Source organism: Paenibacillus sp. sgz302148 (assembly GCF_056120465.1).
On sequence record NZ_JBVYOJ010000002.1, the window covers coordinates 295953 to 315582 of the forward strand.

At 54.4% G+C, this 19630-nt stretch carries 18 protein-coding genes; 5 read left to right on the forward strand and 13 right to left on the reverse strand.

Features of this window, described 5'->3' with window-relative positions; all coding sequences use genetic code 11:
- Positions 1 to 3: 3 nt before the first annotated feature.
- The 9 genes from AC0LWM_RS04975 to AC0LWM_RS05015 all read right to left on the reverse strand — a co-directional run bounded on the left by AC0LWM_RS04975 (position 4) and on the right by AC0LWM_RS05015 (position 8757).
- Positions 4 to 1215 carry a glycosyltransferase gene (locus AC0LWM_RS04975; protein ID WP_474673791.1) on the reverse strand — a complete coding sequence of 404 codons (1212 nt, stop codon included), beginning with the start codon at positions 1213 to 1215 and terminating at the stop codon, positions 4 to 6.
- Positions 1193 to 1795 carry an acyltransferase gene (locus tag AC0LWM_RS04980; protein ID WP_474673792.1) on the reverse strand — a complete coding sequence of 201 codons (603 nt, stop codon included), beginning with the start codon at positions 1793 to 1795 and terminating at the stop codon, positions 1193 to 1195. The genes AC0LWM_RS04975 and AC0LWM_RS04980 overlap by 23 nt, the downstream gene beginning before the upstream one ends.
- The gene (locus AC0LWM_RS04985) at positions 1785 to 1979 is read right to left on the reverse strand and encodes a hypothetical protein (protein ID WP_474673793.1); all 195 of its coding nucleotides are present in this window, start codon (positions 1977 to 1979) and stop codon (positions 1785 to 1787) included. The genes AC0LWM_RS04980 and AC0LWM_RS04985 overlap by 11 nt, the downstream gene beginning before the upstream one ends.
- Entirely contained in the window at positions 1976 to 3109 is a 1134-nt protein-coding gene (locus tag AC0LWM_RS04990; RefSeq protein ID WP_474673794.1) for a glycosyltransferase family 1 protein, read from the reverse strand. The genes AC0LWM_RS04985 and AC0LWM_RS04990 overlap by 4 nt, the downstream gene beginning before the upstream one ends.
- The gene (locus AC0LWM_RS04995) at positions 3106 to 4449 is read right to left on the reverse strand and encodes a flippase (protein ID WP_474673795.1); all 1344 of its coding nucleotides are present in this window, start codon (positions 4447 to 4449) and stop codon (positions 3106 to 3108) included. The genes AC0LWM_RS04990 and AC0LWM_RS04995 overlap by 4 nt, the downstream gene beginning before the upstream one ends.
- Before the next feature lie 73 nt (positions 4450 to 4522).
- Positions 4523 to 6346, reverse strand: coding sequence for a polysaccharide biosynthesis protein (locus AC0LWM_RS05000; protein ID WP_474673796.1), 1824 nt, complete (start codon positions 6344 to 6346; stop codon positions 4523 to 4525).
- 156 nt (positions 6347 to 6502) lie between these two features.
- Entirely contained in the window at positions 6503 to 7186 is a 684-nt protein-coding gene (locus tag AC0LWM_RS05005; protein WP_474673797.1) for a CpsD/CapB family tyrosine-protein kinase, read from the reverse strand.
- The gene (locus AC0LWM_RS05010; RefSeq protein ID WP_474673889.1) at positions 7167 to 7931 is read right to left on the reverse strand and encodes a YveK family protein; all 765 of its coding nucleotides are present in this window, start codon (positions 7929 to 7931) and stop codon (positions 7167 to 7169) included. The genes AC0LWM_RS05005 and AC0LWM_RS05010 overlap by 20 nt, the downstream gene beginning before the upstream one ends.
- Before the next feature lie 22 nt (positions 7932 to 7953).
- Complete coding sequence (locus AC0LWM_RS05015) at positions 7954 to 8757, reverse strand: tyrosine-protein phosphatase (RefSeq protein WP_474673798.1); 804 nt, start codon at positions 8755 to 8757, stop codon at positions 7954 to 7956.
- A 1083-nt stretch (positions 8758 to 9840) separates the two neighbouring features.
- Between AC0LWM_RS05015 and AC0LWM_RS05020 the strand changes: the two genes are divergently transcribed.
- Positions 9841 to 10926: a bifunctional 3-deoxy-7-phosphoheptulonate synthase/chorismate mutase gene (locus AC0LWM_RS05020; RefSeq protein WP_474673799.1), complete on the forward strand. Its 1086-nt coding sequence runs from the start codon at positions 9841 to 9843 to the stop codon at positions 10924 to 10926.
- A 52-nt stretch (positions 10927 to 10978) separates the two neighbouring features.
- On the opposite strand, the gene AC0LWM_RS05025 is transcribed toward AC0LWM_RS05020, so the two are convergent.
- Together AC0LWM_RS05025 and AC0LWM_RS05030 are read right to left on the reverse strand one after the other, a co-directional pair.
- Positions 10979 to 11518 carry a chromate transporter gene (locus AC0LWM_RS05025; RefSeq protein ID WP_474673800.1) on the reverse strand — a complete coding sequence of 180 codons (540 nt, stop codon included), beginning with the start codon at positions 11516 to 11518 and terminating at the stop codon, positions 10979 to 10981.
- A gap of 17 nt (positions 11519 to 11535) precedes the next feature.
- A complete protein-coding gene (locus tag AC0LWM_RS05030; protein WP_474673801.1) occupies positions 11536 to 12150 on the reverse strand; it encodes a chromate transporter in 615 nt (204 codons plus the stop codon).
- Between the two features lie 255 nt (positions 12151 to 12405).
- Between AC0LWM_RS05030 and AC0LWM_RS05035 the strand changes: the two genes are divergently transcribed.
- On the forward strand, positions 12406 to 13608 hold the full coding sequence (locus tag AC0LWM_RS05035) for an ROK family protein (RefSeq protein WP_474673802.1): 1203 nt from the start codon (positions 12406 to 12408) through the stop codon (positions 13606 to 13608).
- Positions 13609 to 13759: 151 nt separating this feature from the next.
- Here the strand turns inward: AC0LWM_RS05035 and AC0LWM_RS05040 are convergent, their stop codons facing one another.
- Positions 13760 to 14827: an HD-GYP domain-containing protein gene (locus AC0LWM_RS05040; protein ID WP_474673890.1), complete on the reverse strand. Its 1068-nt coding sequence runs from the start codon at positions 14825 to 14827 to the stop codon at positions 13760 to 13762.
- A 373-nt stretch (positions 14828 to 15200) separates the two neighbouring features.
- Between AC0LWM_RS05040 and tnpB the strand changes: the two genes are divergently transcribed.
- The gene (gene tnpB, locus AC0LWM_RS05045; RefSeq protein ID WP_474673804.1) at positions 15201 to 16304 is read left to right on the forward strand and encodes an IS200/IS605 family element RNA-guided endonuclease TnpB; all 1104 of its coding nucleotides are present in this window, start codon (positions 15201 to 15203) and stop codon (positions 16302 to 16304) included.
- Between the two features lie 97 nt (positions 16305 to 16401).
- Here tnpB and AC0LWM_RS05050 read toward each other — a convergent pair whose 3' ends face one another.
- Positions 16402 to 18120 carry a methyl-accepting chemotaxis protein gene (locus AC0LWM_RS05050; protein WP_474673805.1) on the reverse strand — a complete coding sequence of 573 codons (1719 nt, stop codon included), beginning with the start codon at positions 18118 to 18120 and terminating at the stop codon, positions 16402 to 16404.
- A gap of 207 nt (positions 18121 to 18327) precedes the next feature.
- Between AC0LWM_RS05050 and AC0LWM_RS05055 the strand changes: the two genes are divergently transcribed.
- Together AC0LWM_RS05055 and AC0LWM_RS05060 are read left to right on the forward strand one after the other, a co-directional pair.
- A complete protein-coding gene (locus tag AC0LWM_RS05055) occupies positions 18328 to 19161 on the forward strand; it encodes a protein-glutamine gamma-glutamyltransferase (RefSeq protein ID WP_474673806.1) in 834 nt (277 codons plus the stop codon).
- Positions 19162 to 19492: 331 nt separating this feature from the next.
- Complete coding sequence (locus tag AC0LWM_RS05060; RefSeq protein ID WP_474673807.1) at positions 19493 to 19612, forward strand: DUF6254 family protein; 120 nt, start codon at positions 19493 to 19495, stop codon at positions 19610 to 19612.
- Positions 19613 to 19630: the final 18 nt, after the last annotated feature.

Here is a 19630-nt window from a genome sequence, read left to right on the forward strand (position 1 = left end):
GCGTCACCCTCCTTTGCTGACATATTCGCGGAAATTTTCCCAGAACCGCTTGCGGTCGCGATCCAGTTTTACTTTCGTATACTCTTGCGATTTATGAAAATTTTTGCACGCCTGCTCCAGCATCCAGGACGAATCGCTAATTCGCTCCTTCAGCAGCCCCGCAAGACCATCAATGCTGCCCGGCTTGTGCAGATAAGCCGGATCGATCAGCTCGGGGATGCCTCCGGCTGTCGAACCGATCACCGGACAGCCCCGGCTCATCGCTTCGATCGTCGCTCTCGGCAGTCCTTCCTGGAAACTTGGTTGTAAGTACAAATCGATATCGTCCAGCCATTCGAAAACGGCTCCTCCGCTCGGGAGCACGCCGCAAAATTCCACCTCGTTCTCCAAGCCTAACTTGCGGACGAGCGCCTCCCACGGCTCCCGATTGCCATCGCCGAGAATGCGGAACTGAAACGGCGGAAGATGCGGTTTCGCTTTTGCAAGCGCCTGGAGGGCGATGTCGATTCCTTTCGTTTTTCCGTTCAGCGAGCCGATCAGCCCGATAACCGTCCGTTCAGCCTTTGTCCCTGTCCCTGCTCCCGATCTGCTCTTGATCCTATCCATACGCTGTTCCAGCACATCAACGGACATCTCCGGAATTTCCACGTTGGAGCAAGCTTCCGTATGACCGCTCGCGCACGGGTAACGCTTTTGCAGAAACTGTCTCGTCACATAGATCGCGAACGGCGCTTGCTTCACGAGCGATTTGGTTTTCATCGTGGCGAACGGGGCGTACATTTTCCCCTGCATATTGCCGTAGTTCCAGAGCCCGTCCCAAGCGCACGCCACTACCTCGACGGCGAACGGCTTGTTCAGCTTTTTGGCGATCTGGATCGCCTCCGCGCCGATTTCGCTTGGCAAACGGGCGATGACGGCGTCCGATTTCTCGATCGATTCGGTTAGGATGCGCTCCACGTATCCTTTTTTGGTCAGCTTGTTGACCGGATTGCTGAGCGAAGGCAGCGCGATAAAATCGACGTTCGCCCCGCTGGACAAGCTTTTGTTGCGAATTTCCGTCTCCGACGTCGCTTTCTTCGCCCTCGATACGACCGTGATCCGGTCAAATACGGACAAATACCGCTCCCATACCGCGTAGGGCAGCTTTCCGCTGGAGAAAAACTTGCCCGAATCGTTAAAATAAAACGTATGGTCATGTGCCCACAAAATATTCATATTCGAGCCCCCTTGAAATCGTTTTGATCGGCTTCGCCGGCACGCCGGCGGCTACCGTATGGCGGGGGACGTTTTTCGTCACGACCGCCCCGGCGGCCACGACCGAGCCTGAGTGAACGGTGACGCCGGCCAGGATGCGGCAGCCGCACCCGATCCATACGTCGTCCGCGATGGCGATTCGCCCGAGCCGGACCGGATTGTCGCGAATCGGCAGCGACGCGTCGTCCCATGTGTGCTCGAAGGAAATAAGCGACGACTGGTGGGCGATCGAAACATCGTCGGCAATGTCGATTCCACCGCACGCATCAAGGTAGCATTGCTTGTGAATGCTCACATTGCTGCCGATGCTAAGTTTGTCCCAATGCTTGATTTCCACCGACCGGCCGATGAAGACGTTGTCTCCGCACCGCTTCGCCAGCCGTTTCAGCAGGCAATAGCGCAGCGCCAGCCCCATTTTGTCCGGCAGCCCGTCGCTCAGCACCCACAAGTACACGCGCAAACCTTTCGGCAGCAGGCCAAGCAGCTTCGTGAAGAAGGCCAGCAGACCCCGGTACCGGTTGAACAAATCTCTACCTCTCATGGCCTCTCCCCCCTCCTTTGCGATAGGTGAACTTCAACCACCGAGCAACCGTGCGGGCGTTCATCATGTAGTGCATCGGCAGCACCGGCAGCTTTTTGCGGACCATGTTGTCGCCGATACAGGCGACGGTGAGCGGCCGCGCGTTACGAGCTCCTTGAGGGATACAGCCCGCCTGCCTCCTCAAGCCCCCCCGGCACGATAAATCGTCTCCAATCTGCGAACGCTGCTCGCAATATCGTATCCGCGCTGCGCCAGCGACTTGTACCGGACATCCCATTCCGGCCTTGGCGTACGCAGCAACCACTCCATCCGATCGGCCCAAATGTCCGGTTCCATCCGCAAGCTCAACCGCTCCACCAGCTCGATCTGCAAATTCGCCTCGGCGGGAATTTGCTCGGAGACGAGGCACGGCACGCCGCCGGCCTGCGCCTCGATCAGCACGATGCCGAGCCCTTCGAACAGCGAAGGCAGCAGGAACAAGTCGAAAGCCCCGATGACGTTCGGGATGTCCTTGCGTACCCCGAGGAAGGTGACATTCGCTTCGAGCCCCTTCTCCCGGACGATGCGCTCCGTCTGCTCCCGCAAGCTGCCGTCTCCGACAAGCACCAACTGGGCATTCGGCTTGTGGAGCAGAAACCGCGCGAACGTTTCGAGCAGGAACGGGTGGTTTTTCGCCTCGGTAAACCGTCCGATGTGCCCGATGACCGGCACCTCCGGATCGGTGATGCCGATGCCCTCCCGCAAGGCCGAGCGATCGGCGGGAAGCCGCTCGTACGGCAGCGGATCGATCGAATTCGGCAGCACCGCCACCCGCGAATCCTGCCAGCAGGCCGCTCCATACAACGTCTCGCAGGCGAGCTTGGAGCAGCCGAGCAAATGCGTGGCGGACCGGTCGATGAGCCGCCGCATATAGCGTCGGTACATGGCGCGAATCCACGTCTGCTCCGCCTTGTCCTGGGAGGTGTGGCTGTGGCATACCCGGATCGGCACGCGCAGCTCTTTCGCCAGCTTCAGGATATACCCGCTGAACTGGAAAATATGGCTGTGCACCGCATCGTAAGGCCCGTGCCGCATCACATTGCTGCGGAACTGCTTCCGAAACGCACGTAGCCCTTTCTTTGGGTGCGGCTGGAGGAAAATCGTTCCGCCCAGCGCATGGATCTCGTCGTCGTAAAACCCTTTACCGGCATGCTGTACCGCAAAATGAAACTCGTACCGGTCCCGGTCGATCGCCCGGTATACGTTCATGAGCAGCGTTTCGATGCCGCCGGGGTCCATTTTGCCGACGACGTGCAATATTTTAATTTTGCTCAAGACCGATCCCTCCCCGGTTTGCTGCGCCATGCAAGCACGCTTGTATGAAGATTGAGCCGTCTTTGAACGACGACGGTCATCGAAGCGTAGCAAACGACCGCCGAGATCAGGTTCGCCAGAGCCGCCCCGACCATGCCGAGCACCGGCACGAGCAGCACATTTCCGGCGACGTTGATCACGCAGGCGACCGTTAAAATATACGTTGACGTCCGCTGCTGTCCCGTCATGTTCATCACCGTGCCGCATTGGCCGAAGAAGGCGTGCGCCAGATGCGTGAACGACAGGATGATCAGCGCCGCATAGCCGGCCTGGAATTGCTCGCCGAACAAGCCGAGAATCCATTTGCCGCCGAGCAGCACGCCTGCGAACACAAGCACCGCGAAGGCGAAGCCGGACCGGGCCGATAGCGTGCAAATGCTCTGCAGCCGTTTCATGTCCTTTTTCGCGAATTGCTCGGAAATTAACGGCGCCGCAATCATGTTGATCGACGTGATCGCGAACGAAATCATCGTCGCCACGCGCACCGCTGCAGAGAAAATGCCCGATTCGTACGTGCCGTGTACGATGCCCAGCATGACGACGTTCAGTTGGCCGAGCACGAGATACATGCCCGCGTTGATCATCAAGGAAGCCGATACGGTCACCCACATCTTCGTTTCGAACTTGGCGGCGAAGGTGCGGGTAAGCGGCGTGATTTTCCGGTAGAGCACCCATGCCCCGAACATGTACGACAGCAGCATCGCCACGGCGAACATGATCATCGCGGAGGCTGCGCCCGCCTTCGTATTCAAGCCGTAGTTGAACGCATAAAGGAGCACGATGCACAGCACCGGGCGGAGAATTTTCTCCGGCAACTGGGCGTACATCACCTCATTTAGCGCAAGCAGCGAGCTCTGCCGCAGAGTCGTAAGCGCCATCAGCGGCACGGTCAGCATGCCGACGACGAACGTGTTCGTCAGTTCGCTTTGTCCCCCTCCGTACACGATGAAAATGACGGCTAACCCGACAAGCGCGATAAGCGCCGATGCGGAGAGCGAAAGCTGATTCGCCCGCCGCAGCAGCCCTTTCACTTCGCCCCAGAGCTGTTGCGCCTTGTAGGAGGAGAAGAACCGGACGATCGACGTATCGAACCCGAGCTTGGCAGGGAACACCAGGAACGTGACGACGGTCATCACATAGGAGTAATACCCGTAGTTCTCCGCGCCGAGCTCGCGGGCCAGCACGATTTGCACGAGCAGAGCGATCGCGACACCCGCTACGTTCATCAGGAACGATAAGCTGCCGCTTTTGGCTAAAATTTTGGAAATCGGAGTTTCTGCGACTCGCGTTGAACTGTTCATACGCTCTCTCTCTTCCACGCCTTCTCTTTATATGTTGGATATCGTTTTCGAGCTGATTGTTCGCATTGGAATACTAGGATACGTTCCGATACGTCGGCACCAAATGCTTGAGTACGGCCCGAATTTCTTCCTGATCCTGTCCGAGCACCCGCTCCAGCTTGCGCATTTCGAACTCCAGCTCGGAACGGTTGATTTGGAGCGGCTTGCCGATGAAAATCCGGTCGTGACGCGTCGAGGTCATGCCTTCTTCGTTCATCAGCAGCTCCTCGTACAGCTTCTCGCCTTCGCGCATGCCGCTGAATTCGACGGCGATATCGACGTTCGGCTCAAAACCCGACAGGCGAATCAAATCGTTCGCCAGGTCGAGAATGCGGACCGGCTTGCCCATATCGAGAATGAAAATTTCGCCGCCCATTGCAAAAGCACCCGCTTGGATGACGAGCTGCACCGCTTCCGGAATCGTCATGAAGTAACGAACCATTTCCGGATGCGTGACGGTGACGGGACCGCCTTGGGCGATTTGCTCCTTGAACCGCGGAATGACGCTGCCCCGGCTGCCTAAGACGTTGCCGAACCGGACGGCGACAAACTTCGTTTTGCTGTGCTTGTCCAAGCTTTGGATGAACATTTCGGCGATCCGTTTCGTCGTGCCCATAATGCTGGTTGGGTTGACGGCTTTGTCGGTCGAAATGAGGACGAAACGCTCGGCACCAATCATATCGGCGCACTCCGCCACGTTTTTCGTGCCGAAAACGTTGTTCTTGATCGCTTCGGACGGGTTGCGCTCCATGAGCGGCACATGCTTGTGGGCAGCGGCGTGGAACACGACCTGCGGTTCATGTTTGCGGAAAATATCCTCGAGCCGGGCGCGGTCCTGTACGTCGGCGATGATCGTTTCAAGCTGGAGGTTCGGCTGCAGCCTCCGCATTTCCATCTCGATCGAATAAATGCTGTTCTCGCCATGTCCGAGCAATAGCAGCTTGCGAGGCCGGAACGGCGCGATCTGGCGGCATAGCTCCGAGCCGATCGAACCGCCGGCGCCGGTGACGAGCACGATTTTATCCTCGACATAGTTGGCGATGCCGTCCAAGTCGGTCTGGATCGGGTCCCGGCCGAGCAAATCCTCGACCTGTACATCGCGCATCTGGTTCAAGGCCCGCCCTTGGATCAGTTCCTGCAGCTGCGGAACCATTTTCAGCCGGGCTTTGGTCGTTTTGCAGATGTTGATGATTTCGGATATTTGCGTTTTGGAGACGGACGGCATGGCGATGACGATTTCTTCGATGCCAAGCTCCTCGACAATGCGCGGGATGCAATGGCGTCCGCCAAGCACCGGCAAGCCATACACTTGCAAATGCTGCTTATATGGGTCGTCGTCGACAAATGCGACCGGCGACACGTGGTAATTGTCATTGCCCTTCAGCTCTTTGGCGAACATCGTGCCGCAGTTGCCTGCGCCTACGATGAGCGCTTTCGTGCTGCGCTCCTTCTTCGGCTTCGCCATATAACGGTCGCAGAACACGCGCCATAGGAAGCGGACGCCGCCGAGCAGCAGCAGTGTAATCGTTGTCGTCTGCACCGCAATGGACAGCGGCACGCGGATCGGCGACATGAGGCGGATCGCCACGTACGATGCGAGGCAGCTGACCGCAACCGCCTTAACGATGGACAGGAGTTCGCCAATGCTCGCATATTGCCAAATCCGGTTGTACAAACGGAAAGCAAACATGGTGCAGGCCGAGGCCACGACCGAAATAAGGCCGTACGACCAGAATAACGGCATCATGTCGGCAGGAATCGAGCCTTCGAATTGGAACGCAAAAGCGCAATACATACTGATCCACACAATCGCCATATCCAGCCCGGCCAGTATCGGAATTCTTCTCGAGTAACGCATTCTCTCACACTCCTTAAAGTTTTATGGAGCTTTGCTCCTTTGTATTGGCTTCGCAATAAAACTCGCTTCGGAAGCATATGCTTAGTTTTATGGAGCTTTGCTCCTTTGTATTGGCTTCGCAATAAAACTCGCTTCGGAAGCATTCGCTTAATAGTTTTAGTGCCCGTAATAATAGTCATAATCCGCCTTGGCATGCTTGCGGGACACATTGTTCAACACAACGCCGAGCAGCCTTGCCTGGACGAATTCCAGATTCTCTTTGGCCCGTTTCACCAGATCACGCTTGATTCGGCCCGAATCGACGACGAGGATGACGCCGTCGCATTGCCTGGATACGATTTGCGCGTCGCTGACGGCGAGTACCGGCGGCGTATCGATCAAAATGATGTCATAGCTCGTCTTCAGCTCTTCGAGCAGCCGGCTCATTTTACTCGAGCCCAACATCTCGGTCGGATTCGGGGGAATCGTCCCTGCCGGCAGGACGGACAAATTGGCGACTTCCGCGCCTTTTATCGCATCGTCCAGCGAACATCTCCCTGACAGCACATCGGTAAGCCCGAGCCGGTTAGACAACGAGAAGGTATGGTGAGCCGTCGGCTTTCGCAAATCGGCGTCGATAAGCAGCACCTGCTTGTCCCCTTGCGCATAAACGGCCGCCAAGTTGCTGATCGTTGTCGATTTCCCTTCCCACGGGCTCGCCGAGGTGATCATCAACGTTTGTAAGTCGCCGTCGATGCCGGAAAACTGGATGTTCGTGCGAAGCGTCCGATAGGCTTCCGATATCGGTGATTTCGGGTTGGTAACGGTGATGACCGGACGTTTAGGATTGGACTGTAACACTGGACGGCTCACCTACCTTTTTGGGCGAGGACTGCGGCGTTTGCGTATGCTTCATGTTCAAGTCCTCCTCCCGGATTTGCGTTATCATGACGAGCGTCGGCAAGTTCAAATACCGCCGTACGTCCTCTTCGGTTTTCAGCCTGTCGTCGAAATATTCGAGCAGCAGCGCGATGCCGAACGAAAGAATCAATGAAGCGATAAAAGCGATGGCGATATTCAGCTTCGGGTTCGGCTTGACCGGTTTCGGAAGCTTGGACGGATCGGCCTGGCTCAGCAGGAACACGTTGTCCACCTTCATGATCGCCGGGATTTCGCTCTGGAACACCTGCGCGATGGCGTTGACGATATTCGCCGCTTTTTCATAAGAGGCATCCTGAACCGTTAGCGTAATAACCTGGGTATCGCTCACCGAGCTTATTTTTGTTTTGCCGACCAGCTGTTCGGCGCTCAGGGCGAACTCCGGATGGCGTTTTGCGACGAGATCCATAATCGCCGGCGTTTTGATAATTTCTTTGTACGTTGTCACGAGACTGATATTCGTATTGACGGCATTCAAATCAAGCTTGGTCGTGCCTGATGAACTAGCCGCCGAATTGACGATGAGCTTCGTTGTTGCCTCATATACCGGCGTCATGACCATATAGCTGTACAGGCCGGTGGCGGTGCAGGAAATGAAGACCATGAGAACGATCAGCCAGATCCGTTTGCGAATGATGCCGATATACTCCTTCAAATCTAATTCCATTGTCACGCGATGACCTCCGCTTTCAACTTGGTTTTGAGGGCTCTGGCTGCAGCATGCTTAATAGCTTGGCAAATCGCAGAACTCCTCCCTTCCGGCGGACCGGTTTCCAGGCCCCAATCTTGCGTCCTTCGAGTACATGAACCGCATTCGTTTGATAATAGTCGACATAATCTTGACCGAGCTTGTTTCGGATCATCTCGTAAGCCTGCTGCAGATGGAACGGCCGGTCCGTGACATTATGCGCATCGGAAGCGATGACGTGGATCAGGTTCCGGCTGCATAACGCAAGGGCAAGCGATTGTACCTGCGGGCCGAATCGGCCGGTGATGGAATGAGAAGTGACTTGACATAATACGCCTCGCGACACGAGCTCGTATAGTCGATCCGGGCGCTCGGCGATTTCTTTGTTCCGCTCCGGGTGAGCGAGCATAGGTGTAAGTTTGAGCAGCGCAAGTTCGTGCAGCGTCTCGTCGATCGTTGCCGGAATATGCGACGACGGAAATTCGATCAGCATGCTGTTCGAGCCGCTGAGCGTCAGAAGCTTGCGCTCGAACCAATCGTCCAATAAATGAGGTCCGACATGAACCTCTTGGCCGGTGCGAACCTCCAAAGGAATACGTAGTTCCAGCAGCTGTGCATTAAAGCGGTTTACGGCTTCCCGAATGCCTTCCGCATCGTTAATAAATGATCCCTTGCGGTGATGCGGCGTAGCGATAACGATCGAGATCCCTTCGCTTACCGCCATTCGAGCCATCTTGAGCGATTCCTCCATACTGGGGGAGCCATCGTCCAGTCCGGGGAGAATGTGACAGTGAAGATCAATCATCCTCTATCCCTCCTTATCCCGGTATGTCTATGAGTATGACACAATTCCACGCCAAGCAAGAGTGAGTTAGGTTTCAATTATGCTTAGTCAATCCAGATTATTCATGTGGCGGCTGCCATGAGCACGAAAGCCCGAGTCAACCCATTTTATACCATTTTTTGTATGAAAATATCCAGCCAATGCCTCGTCATCATATTGACCTTTTGTACGTTAAATATCCTTTAACCAGGAATATTCCCTTATTATGGGACTACGAAAGTTTAGACCTTTTCGGCTAACCGCCCCAAAGAACTTCATCACTTGAAAATCGCGCTCTGGAGCCATTTTCAGAAAGTCTTTAACTTTTTGTAAAATGACATCATTCATTGTCTTTCGTTCCCTGACGACAAAGTTATAGGTCGATTCAGCTAACCTAGGTCTTGAAGTCGCACCAATTCCATAAAAAGCTTGCAGAAGGTTTGACGTGATTCGACATTTTTTACGACGGTGGACGCTTCGGCGATACGGTCTTTGCTCCTACTAAGGGTTACTTGCTTGCTATTGAACGAAGGGATTCCGAGAAAAAGGCGACGTTTTCGGCTTTCCGGCGCCCCAATGCCGCGCCTCTCCGCTTTACCGCAGCGACGCTTTTGCGTATTATTTTTTTTTGGTTTTTATGCGAATTGCTTATTGACATTCTCCCGCGGCTGCTGTATTTTTGATAGCAATACATGATGCGATTTTGTCATAAGCGATGATGGAGACAAGTACACGGCACCAACGCCGACAGGGATGCCGCGCCGGAGATTGAGAGCGCGACAAGGATGACGGGCCGTCGAAATTCACTCCGAAGCTGACGCTTGAACGATCGTTTCCGGAGCGCGACCTGCCGAAATGCCGGGGGTTCGTATTATCCAGGCGATCCAGTAGAGAAGTCCGGCGCACACCGTTATATGTGCTCAAGCGAGAACGCGCACTCCGTCTTGAAGGCGGCGGCCTGCGTTCTAATCAGGGTGGTACCGCGGTTCCCCGTCCCTTTATAGGACGGGGATTTTTTGTATACATTTTTCCATATGGAATCATATCTGAAGGAGGCGTATTGGAATGGATAACAATCAGAACGAACTGGAGCAATTGCGTTTGGAAATGGATGAAATGAACCGCAGCCTGCTGGCGCTCTTATCCGAGCGCGCTCGAGTGGCGCAGCGAATCGGCGAGATCAAGCAGAAGCAAGGTGTTCCCGCTTTTGATCCCGAGCGCGAGAAAAACATGCTTGAAACTTTAACCGAACTGAACGAAGGTCCGTTCGATCACGCCACCATCCGGCATTTATTCAAAGAAATTTTCAAGGCGTCGCTTCATTTGCAGCAGGCGAACCATAAGAAAAAGCTGCTCGTCAGCCGCAAGACTAAAGCCGAAGACACCGTGATCGACATCAAAGGACTGCCGATCGGCGGAGGCCCTTCCGTGATGGTGGCCGGACCGTGCTCGGTCGAAAGCTACGAGCAAACTCGCGCCGTTGCGGCCGCGCTTAAGGCGAGCGGCGTTCGCGTATTGCGGGGCGGGGCGTATAAACCGCGAACATCGCCGTACGATTTTCAGGGACTGGGTCTTGAAGGTTTGAAAATCATGAAAGAAGTCGCCGACGAATTCGGCCTCATCACCGTCAGCGAAATTATGAGCGCAAGCGAGCTGGAGACGGCGGCGCAATACATCGACATCATTCAAATCGGGGCGCGCAACATGCAGAACTTCGATCTGCTGAAGACGGCTGGCGAAACGCGAATTCCGGTGCTTCTGAAGCGGGGGATCGCGGCAACGATGGAGGAATTCGTGCTCGCGGCCGAATATATTTTATCCGGCGGCAACAAGCAGGTCATGCTCATTGAACGCGGCATCCGCACCTACGAGAAATGGACGCGCAACACGTTGGACATTTCCGCCGTGCCGATTTTGAAGCAGGAAACGCATCTGCCGGTATTCGTCGACGTCAGCCATTCCACAGGCCGCAAAGACATCGTTGCGCCTTGCGCGAAAGCGGCGCTCGCCGCAGGGGCCGACGGCATCATGATCGAGGTTCACCCCGATCCGAAAACCGCGTTGTCCGATGCGGAGCAGCAGCTGACGATCGAGCAGTTCCACGAATATTTCGCGCAGGTGAAAGCTTCCGGGTTGTACAAGGAAAGCTAATAAAAAAAATCGCTCTTGCAGTCCTAAGCTGCAAGAGCGATCCGATTCGTTGTCATGCATACAACGCTATACCGACAAGCCCCGAGACGAGGATAATCGCAAGCGGATGTTTGCGGTAAAACATCAAAGCGCACAATGATCCCGCGAAGATAAGAAACTGACTGAGCGTAAACCAGGATAACAGGGGCGATTGCCCGCTATTCTGCGCAAACACGATTGCCGCGTAGATAATCAGCCCGGTGACGACGGGACGCACGCCATAGAAGAACGAACGAACCAGCTTATGGTCGGACAGCTTGAAAAATATCGCGCCGACCGTCAGGATGATGATCAGCGACGGCAATACCATCGCAAGCGTCGTGACGATCGCGCCGATAACACCCGCTTCCCGGTAACCGACGAAAATCGCGATGTTGGTCGCGATCGGTCCCGGCGACATGCCGGCAACGCCAACGATGTCCGTCAACTGGGAGGCATCCATCCATTGATGGCGATGGATCACTTCTTCCTGTATGAGCGGAATCATCGCATATCCGCCGCCGAAGGAAACAAGTCCGATGAAGAAGAAGGTGACGAATAAACTAATCAGCATAACCATTCCCCATTCATTCAGATCATATAGTCATATACGACATGCTCTTCTTTTTTCACTTTCGTTTCTTTGCCCAGCATCGCGCGAACCTTAACGGCGACCATGCCGATTGCGGCACCCCCTGCAAGCAGAAACACCGGATGGACGAAGCTGCGTCCGAACCACATGAGCAGCACCGTAGAGATAATGAGCAGCACCGACAAACGATCGACCGCCGCCGTTTTCCACGTTTTGATCGCGGCATACGCGATCAATGCGACAATCGTCGGCCGAATCGCCATAAACGCGGCCTCGATTTTCGGCTCGCTTTTTACTTGCATATAAAAGACCGATAAGGCCATCACGATCATAAACGCAGGGAGCAATATTCCTAGCAATGCGGCAATCGCTCCGGAGACTCCGGCGATCCGATAGCCGATGAAGGTGGCCGAATTAATCGCGACCGCCCCCGGAATCGAACCGGACACGGCGACGATGTCCGTCACCTCCTCCGAACGAAGCCAGCCGCGTTTCTCCGCGACCTCCCGCTCAATTACGGGGATGAGTACATAACCTCCGCCGAACGTAACCGGACTCATTTTCAGAAAAGTAACAAAGATAGAACCGAGCAGCTTCCATTTTGACGTCAGCATGTTGTCTCTCCTCCTCCGTTCTACTCTTCTATCTTTATTTCATTTTGGTATTAAGTATACACGATTTATCACAAGAACTCTACCATATATTCATTTGACTCTCCATTCACCCCCCTACTTATTATCATTATGACGTTTTCTGTAAAACCATACGGATTTCATCGTATAATGAGTTGTAGCCTGCACACCGTAAAATACGCTATAATGCTAATATATTATTTCCTATGCGATTACTCGGATAAGTGAGGATTCACAATGAGCAAACCATTCAATACCGCTTTGCCTTCTTCGAAAAAGCTGATCTATGTCCGTATCGCCGAAAAAGGCGTCGTGTCCAAAGCGGAATTGCTGTCGGAGTTCGCGATGACGAGCAGCACGTTAACCCGCCTCCTCGACGAGATGGTTACGGAGAAGCTGCTGCTCGCTTCCGGCTTGGGTCCGTCCAGCGGAGGCCGGAGGCCGATCCTGTACGAAACGAATCCGGCCTACGGTTATTTTTTCGGCTTGGAAATATCCCGGCGCATTTCGACGCTCGGTTTTTTCGATATGCATATGAACCCCATGTCGTTTACCCGCTGGCGCATGGATGAGGCGATGACGCCCGCCCAGCTTGTCGATCACGTATATGCGAATATGAGATCGATCCTGAACGATCACCGGATCGAAGCGCGCCAAGTGATCGGGATCGGGATCGGCGCCGTCGGGCCGCTCGACCGGGACAAAGGGGTTATCCTGAAGCCGCTCTATTTCCCGGCTCAAGGGTGGGTGAACGTCCCGATCTGCGAGATGCTCCAGGAGAAAAGCGGCATTCCGGCTTACCTCGAAAACGGTGCGAACACCGCCCTCTTGGGCGAACAGTGGACGATGCGCCGCTCCAACCTGCAGCATATGCTTTACGTCCATGCCGGCGTAGGGCTGCGGTCGGCGATGATGTCGTACGGCCAAATCGTACATGGCTCCATCGACATGGAGGGCGCGATCGGCCAGATGATCATCCAAGCGGGCGGCCCCAGGCTGCACGACGGCGGCAACTATGGCGCCCTGGAAGCTTACGTATCGGTGCAGGCGCTGGAGAAGACGGCACAGGCGCATGCCAAGCTCGGCCGCGGCCGCCTTGCGGAAGCTTATGCCGTAACACCGGAGCAAATCCGCTATGATTTGCTGCTGCAGGCCCTTTCGCAGGAAAACGGCTACGTCATGGATTTGTTCGCTGAGTCCGCGTCCTATTTCGGCATCGGGCTGGCCAATTTGATCAATATGTTCCATCCGGAAGCCATCATTCTCGGCGGAGCCTTGATCAATTCCCACGAATCGTTCTACAAGACGGCGATTGAGGTCGCTCGCAAGCATACTTATTATTACCCCGAATACCAGCCGGTTTTCTCCAAGGGAGAACTGAAGGAAGACGCCGTCGCGACCGGAGCGGCGCTTATGGTGTGGAAAGGCCTGGAGTTCTAAGCCGGCCGAACAAGGATAAACGGCTGGCGCCGCCCTGACCGGCGCATCGTTTACCGAGAAATATAAGCCAAGTATAGAATGAAACTTATACTTTCTTATATTGTAATAAAGGCTCTCCCGGAGAACATTCCGACGGAGAGCCTTTATTGCTTTAAGCCAATACTTTGTCTATATGCAAAGCCGCGATTTTACTAAGATCAATGAACCGCTCGTCCACATGAACAAGCGGGTGAAGAGGATCGTGCGGGTTGATCATGACGATTTTGCCCATTTTCCCGTCGGTCAGCAGCACGTCGTTGCCGACCAGTGACTGCATCATCTTGTCCATGAACAAACGGACGATCAGCGCATCGAATTCGCCGAACGCATTTTGTTTCATCTGCCGCAGCGTTTCATAAAAAGGCGACTCCTCTTTATACGCCCGCTTCGACATCATCGCGTGGAATACGTCCGCTACGGACACAATGCGGCTGAAAAAATCGATTTTATCGCCCTTTATGCCGAAGGGATAGCCTGTACCATCCAGACGTTCATGATGCTGCAAGGCGACGAGCGCTTGACGATGCGTCGTGCCTACCGTCTCCTTGATCATTTCGTAGCCCCAAATCGTATGCCGCTTCATTACGGCGTATTCGTCCTGGGTCAGTTTGCCGGGCTTGTTCAATATTTCGAGCGGAACCTTCGTCTTGCCGACGTCATGCAGCGTAGCTGCCGTAGTGAGCTGAAGCAAATCGGAGTCCTTGACATTCAGCCATCGGCCAAGCAATGTGGCAATTACCCCCACTCCAATGTTATGCCGGTACGTATAGTCATCCTTTGCCTGCAAGGAGGCAAACAAGCCGAACAAGTTCGGATGCTCCGTCGATTCATGAATGATCGGAACGATTTCGTTGCGGATTTCGGCAACCGCTACCTGCTTGGATACACGGATTTGGTCAAAAATGTGCTTAATATGGTCCACAGTTTCATCGACGGCTCGGGCATGCTCTTGATACACCGTCTTCGCAGGAGCTTTGTCCTGGTTAAGGAAAGACTCATCAGGCTGATCCGGCGTATACGTATCATATTCGGTAATCCATATTCGATGCGATTCAAGCTTGTGCAAATGATCCCGCGACAATTCCGTCGCCGCCGGGATAACCAACACGCCGTAGCTGTTGTAGATATCGTCCTTGACGCGTCGTCCCAGCAGCTTCACATAGGTTTGCGGACCATACATGACCACCGCGATTTACCCCCTCGATTTCTAGTTCTGGATCGTATCGCTAACCTTAATTTACCATGACACACGATAATTGCAATACAATTATCCGCATTCATTTACAGATTAAGCAATAGATTGTGCCGTTTCGTCAAAAAAAAGAGCGGCCGTCCTGCGAAAGCGTTACGCCTGCGCCGTACGGCCGATCTTCTGGGATGCGGACAAAGCTTGTTTGTCCGATTTTATCTTAGAGTTCGAGAAGACCCCTACTTCTTAAAGTAGGGGATGAATCGGACAGGTTTTGATTTTAGCTTCCTGGCTTAAAAATGAGAACAAATATTCCTATAAACCTTCCCTTGTGGTATAATTGAGCATAAAGGGGTGAATAAGAATGATCGTGCAGAAAGCGTACAAGTATCGGATTTTTCCAACCCCAGAGCAGCAAACGCTGATCCATAAAACGATCGGCTGTAGCCGTTACGTGTTCAACCACTTCCTTTCCTTACGCAATCAAGCCTATCGGGAAACCGGGAAGGATCTCAGCTACGGCGACTGCTCGGCTCAATTGCCGCAAATGAAACAGGAAATGCCGTGGCTTAAGGAAGTCGATAGCATCGCGCTGCAATCTGCACTTCGTCATTTGGACGATGCCTATAGACGGTTTTTCAAGAAGCAAAGCGACGCACCAAAGTACAAAAGCAAGAAAAATCCCGTCCAGTCATACACCACCAGACAAACGAACGGCAACATCGCGATCGTCGGTCGTACCGTCAAATTGCCGAAGCTTGGACTCGTCAAATTTGCCAAGTCTAGAGAAGTCGCAGGGCGGATCATTCATGCAACGATTCGGCGCAGTCCGGCGGGCAAATATTTTGTGTCTATTCTTGCTAAAGTCGAAGTGACGTCGCTGCCGAAGACGAACAAGGAAGTCGGAATCGACCTGGGGCTGAAGCAATTTGCCGTTTGTTCAGACGGCGAAGAATATGGTAATCCGCGGTTCCTGCGCCGGATTGAGAAGAAGCTGATCCGTGAGCATCGTAAATTGTCAAGACGAACGAAAGGATCGGCGAACTGGAATAAACAGCGGATTAAGGTAGCTCGTATCCATGAGCGCCTGACAAACGCCCGTAAGGATTACCTGGATAAAATTTCAACGCATCTTGTCAAAAACCACGACCTGATTGCGATTGAAGATTTGCAGGTAACGAATATGCTACAAAATCACCGATTGGCTAAAGCGATCACGGAAGTATCGTGGAGGCAGTTTCGCACCATGCTGGAATATAAATCAGCTTGGTACGGCCGCACGCTGATCGTTGTAGGCGAAACCTATGCATCATCGCAACTATGCTCGGTATGTGAATACCGGCATAAAGAGGTGAAAGACCTTCACCTTCGGGAATGGCAGTGTCCGTCCTGCGGAACGAACCATAACCGTGACCTTAATGCAAGTCGAAATATTCTTCGCGAAGCGAAAAGATTGCTGTCGGCATAATGCCTTAACCATCGGAACGACGGGGATAGCTTGGGTTTGAAGTTGGTGGTAGCTGACTGTTTCCAAGAATCTCCCATCCTCTATAGGTGGGAGAGGTTCAAAGCTTAAACGATTGAATTTGCTCTTGCAGTTCTTGCGCCATCTTGCTCAGCGCATCGGTGGACGCGGAGATCTCCTCCATCGCCGACAGTTGCTGCCCGGTACTCGTCACAATGCTGCGAATCAAGTCACCCGATCGGGCCGAGATGCCGGAGTGCTCGACAACGGAAGCGGTCACTTCCTCCGAGCTCGCCGCCATTTGCTGCGAAATGGCCGAAGCTTCGTGCACTTGCTCGTTCATGCTGCGGATCGAAGCCGCGATCGCATGGAACGAGCGGCCCGCTTCCCGTACGGCTTGGGCTCCGGCGGCCACATCGGCCGTGCCTCGGCCGGCCGCTTCTACCGCAAACGTCGTATCGCGCTGAATTTCTTCAATGGAAGCGACGATTTGCTGCGCAGACTGCTGCGACAGCGTAGCCAGCTTGCGAACCTCTTGCGCGACGACGGCAAACCCGCGCCCGTGTTCCCCGGCGCGTGCCGCTTCAATGCCCGCATTCAGCGCGAGCAAATTCGTTTGGTTCGATATATTCGTAATGAGATCGACCATCTGTCCGATCGCTTCCGACCGCTCGCCCAGCCTCTTGACGGTCTCCTCCAACTGGCGCATCGTTTCGGTCACGGAATCCATGCCGGCCACCGCTTGTTCGATCGCCTCCGTGCCGCCTGCAGCTTCCGTCTCGGCGCCCGTCGACGCCTCGGCCACGACCCCGGACACTTCGGCGATCCGCTGAATGCCTACGGACATTTCCTCCATCGCCCGAACCGTCTCTCCGGCGCTATGCTGCTGGGTTTCCGAGCCGACCGCCACCTCTTGCACCGAAGCGACAATATGATTGGTCGTTGCGGTCGTTTGCTGCGCGCTCGCAAGCAGCTGCTGCGAGGAAGAAGCGACCTGCTCGGAAGCCATCATGACCCGGTAGATCAAAATGCGCAAATTGCCGACCATGTCGTTCAGCGACGCCGCAAGCTCGCCGATCTCGTCCCGATTGCGAACCTGCACATCCGCCAGGTCCAGCCTGCCGTCCGACACTCCCTTGATTTGCGCCGTCACTTTGCGCAGCGGACGCGTCAAATTCAGCGTCAGCCACACCGCGATCAGGATCGCCAGAACCAACGCAATGAGGCCGATCGTCGTGCCAAGCGAGTTCGAGCCTCCGCTGATCTCCCTCGAATCGGCCACGGCTTGCCTGATGCCCGACTGGTTCAGCCCGACGAGCGAATCAATCGTCGCGTTCACCGAGTCGAATGACTTCTCGGATTGGGCGTAAGCGTCCATCGCTTTCTGCCAGTCTTTGCCTCGGTTCAACTCGATATTGCTGTCGTTCGCCTGTTTGAATTGTTTCCACTCGGTAAGCAGGCGTTCGGACAGTTTCCGCTCCTCCGCCGAGTCTTCCGCGGCGATCGCTTGAGCCGCCTGCGCATATTTGGCGATCCCCTGCTCGATGCCCGCGATAATATCCGCCCGCTCCTTCTCAAGGGCAGCACGGGCTTCGGCATCGTCCGCGTTCAAATGCCGCAAAGTAAGCCCAGCCAACTCATGCAAATGGTTATCGATTTGACTGGCCGCTTCCACCTTGGGCATCCATTGCGACTCGATGGAGGCGATCCTTTCCTCCAGCTGCGTGATCCCGCGCGAGTAAATCGTTCCCGCCATCGACATAATGACCAAGATGACAAGAAAGCTGAATGCAAGCTTTTTGCCCACGTTTATTTTCAAAAAAAGTCCCTCCCAAACTACGGATTTTCCTACACCATTCGACATAAGGGAATAAACTCCTTTACGACTTAATACCGATCTATTGCGGACAAGACGGCTCAGGCCCCGTGAAAGAAAGCACCCTCCCGGTCTTCTTTGTCGCTTCCGCTCATATAATGGCTATATCGTTTGTTGCCTATATCGTTTACCGGGAAAGAGGGTGCTCACATGATTGTCGTCTACGAAATGACGCCTTATTCGCAGCTCAATCCGTCGATGTTCAGAGGGCTTGAGCGAGATATTTTCGTGAAAAAGCAGAACAGCCCGATCGAATATCGCTACCAAACGGTCGATCAGCTGAGCTTCGAGCTGCGCGTGCGCGCCGAAACCGTCGAGGCGTCGCGGGCGTTGTTCCAAAGCCACGCCAGTTTCGCCACGTTCGAAGATTCCAGGTGCAATCCGGCTTATTGGCAATTGACCCGCGAGGGCGGATTCCGTCTGAGGCCGAACATGCCGCCGGCGAGGGCGATTCGCGATATTTTCATGAACGGGAGGCTCTATGCGTTCGAATGCGCCGTCGCTATGGTCATCGTTTTGTACAAAGCCGTGCTGGAGACGATCGGCGACGACTTGTTCAATCAGTATTTCGCCCGCCTTTATTTGTATTCCTGGCATTATGACAGCGACCTCAGGTTAACGACGATTTATGGAGGGCGGGAAATGTTCGCCGGCGATATCGTTTATTTTAAAAATCCGGAATTTGATCCGGCAACGCCGGAATGGCAAGGAGAAAACGCGGTTAAAATGAACGAAGTCTATTATTTCGGCCACGGCATCGGCATCGTCCCGGAGGATCGCATGATTGCCGAGCTCAACGCGCACCGCCGGCGCGGAGCGTTTCGCTCCGCCTATTTGCTCGATCAAACGACGAATCCCGACTATGTCTACCTGTACCGGATTTCCACGGGCCGCGAGCCACACCCTTCCGCACGATGGGAGCGGCCTTACGCCGACCGCGCCGTCATCGCCACGATCGGCGCCGCGACTCACATCATGGTTTGAGGTGGCGATAAACTTCGTCCTGCGGCTGCCCGCAGGAGATGCATCAAGGATAAACGGCTGGCGCCGTCCTGACGGTGCGTCGTTTACCGAGAAATTTAAGCCAAGTATAGAGTGAAACTTATACTTTCTTATATTTGAACAGAACCGGGACAAGCAGCGGTATGGACTGCCGTCCGCCAAACCGCAAAACCGGCTTCCCGGTACCGCGGCGCCGGCGCCCGGTCGCTCCGCATTTGCGCCACCGGCGGCGATTATTTTGACTTATCGCACAACATACTAGTACAGCGGAGCGCAAGACATCCGCAATTCGCTTAATGAGGAGGATCTTCCTGTGAGCCAATCCAAACGAAGACGGGAAAACGAAGACAAGATGCGCAAGCAAAACCCGAAACCGCATGGTAAAGTCAGAACATTCAAAGAGCTGACGGAGGAAGTCGGCCAGGGAGAATAACGAATCGGCAAGCAAAAA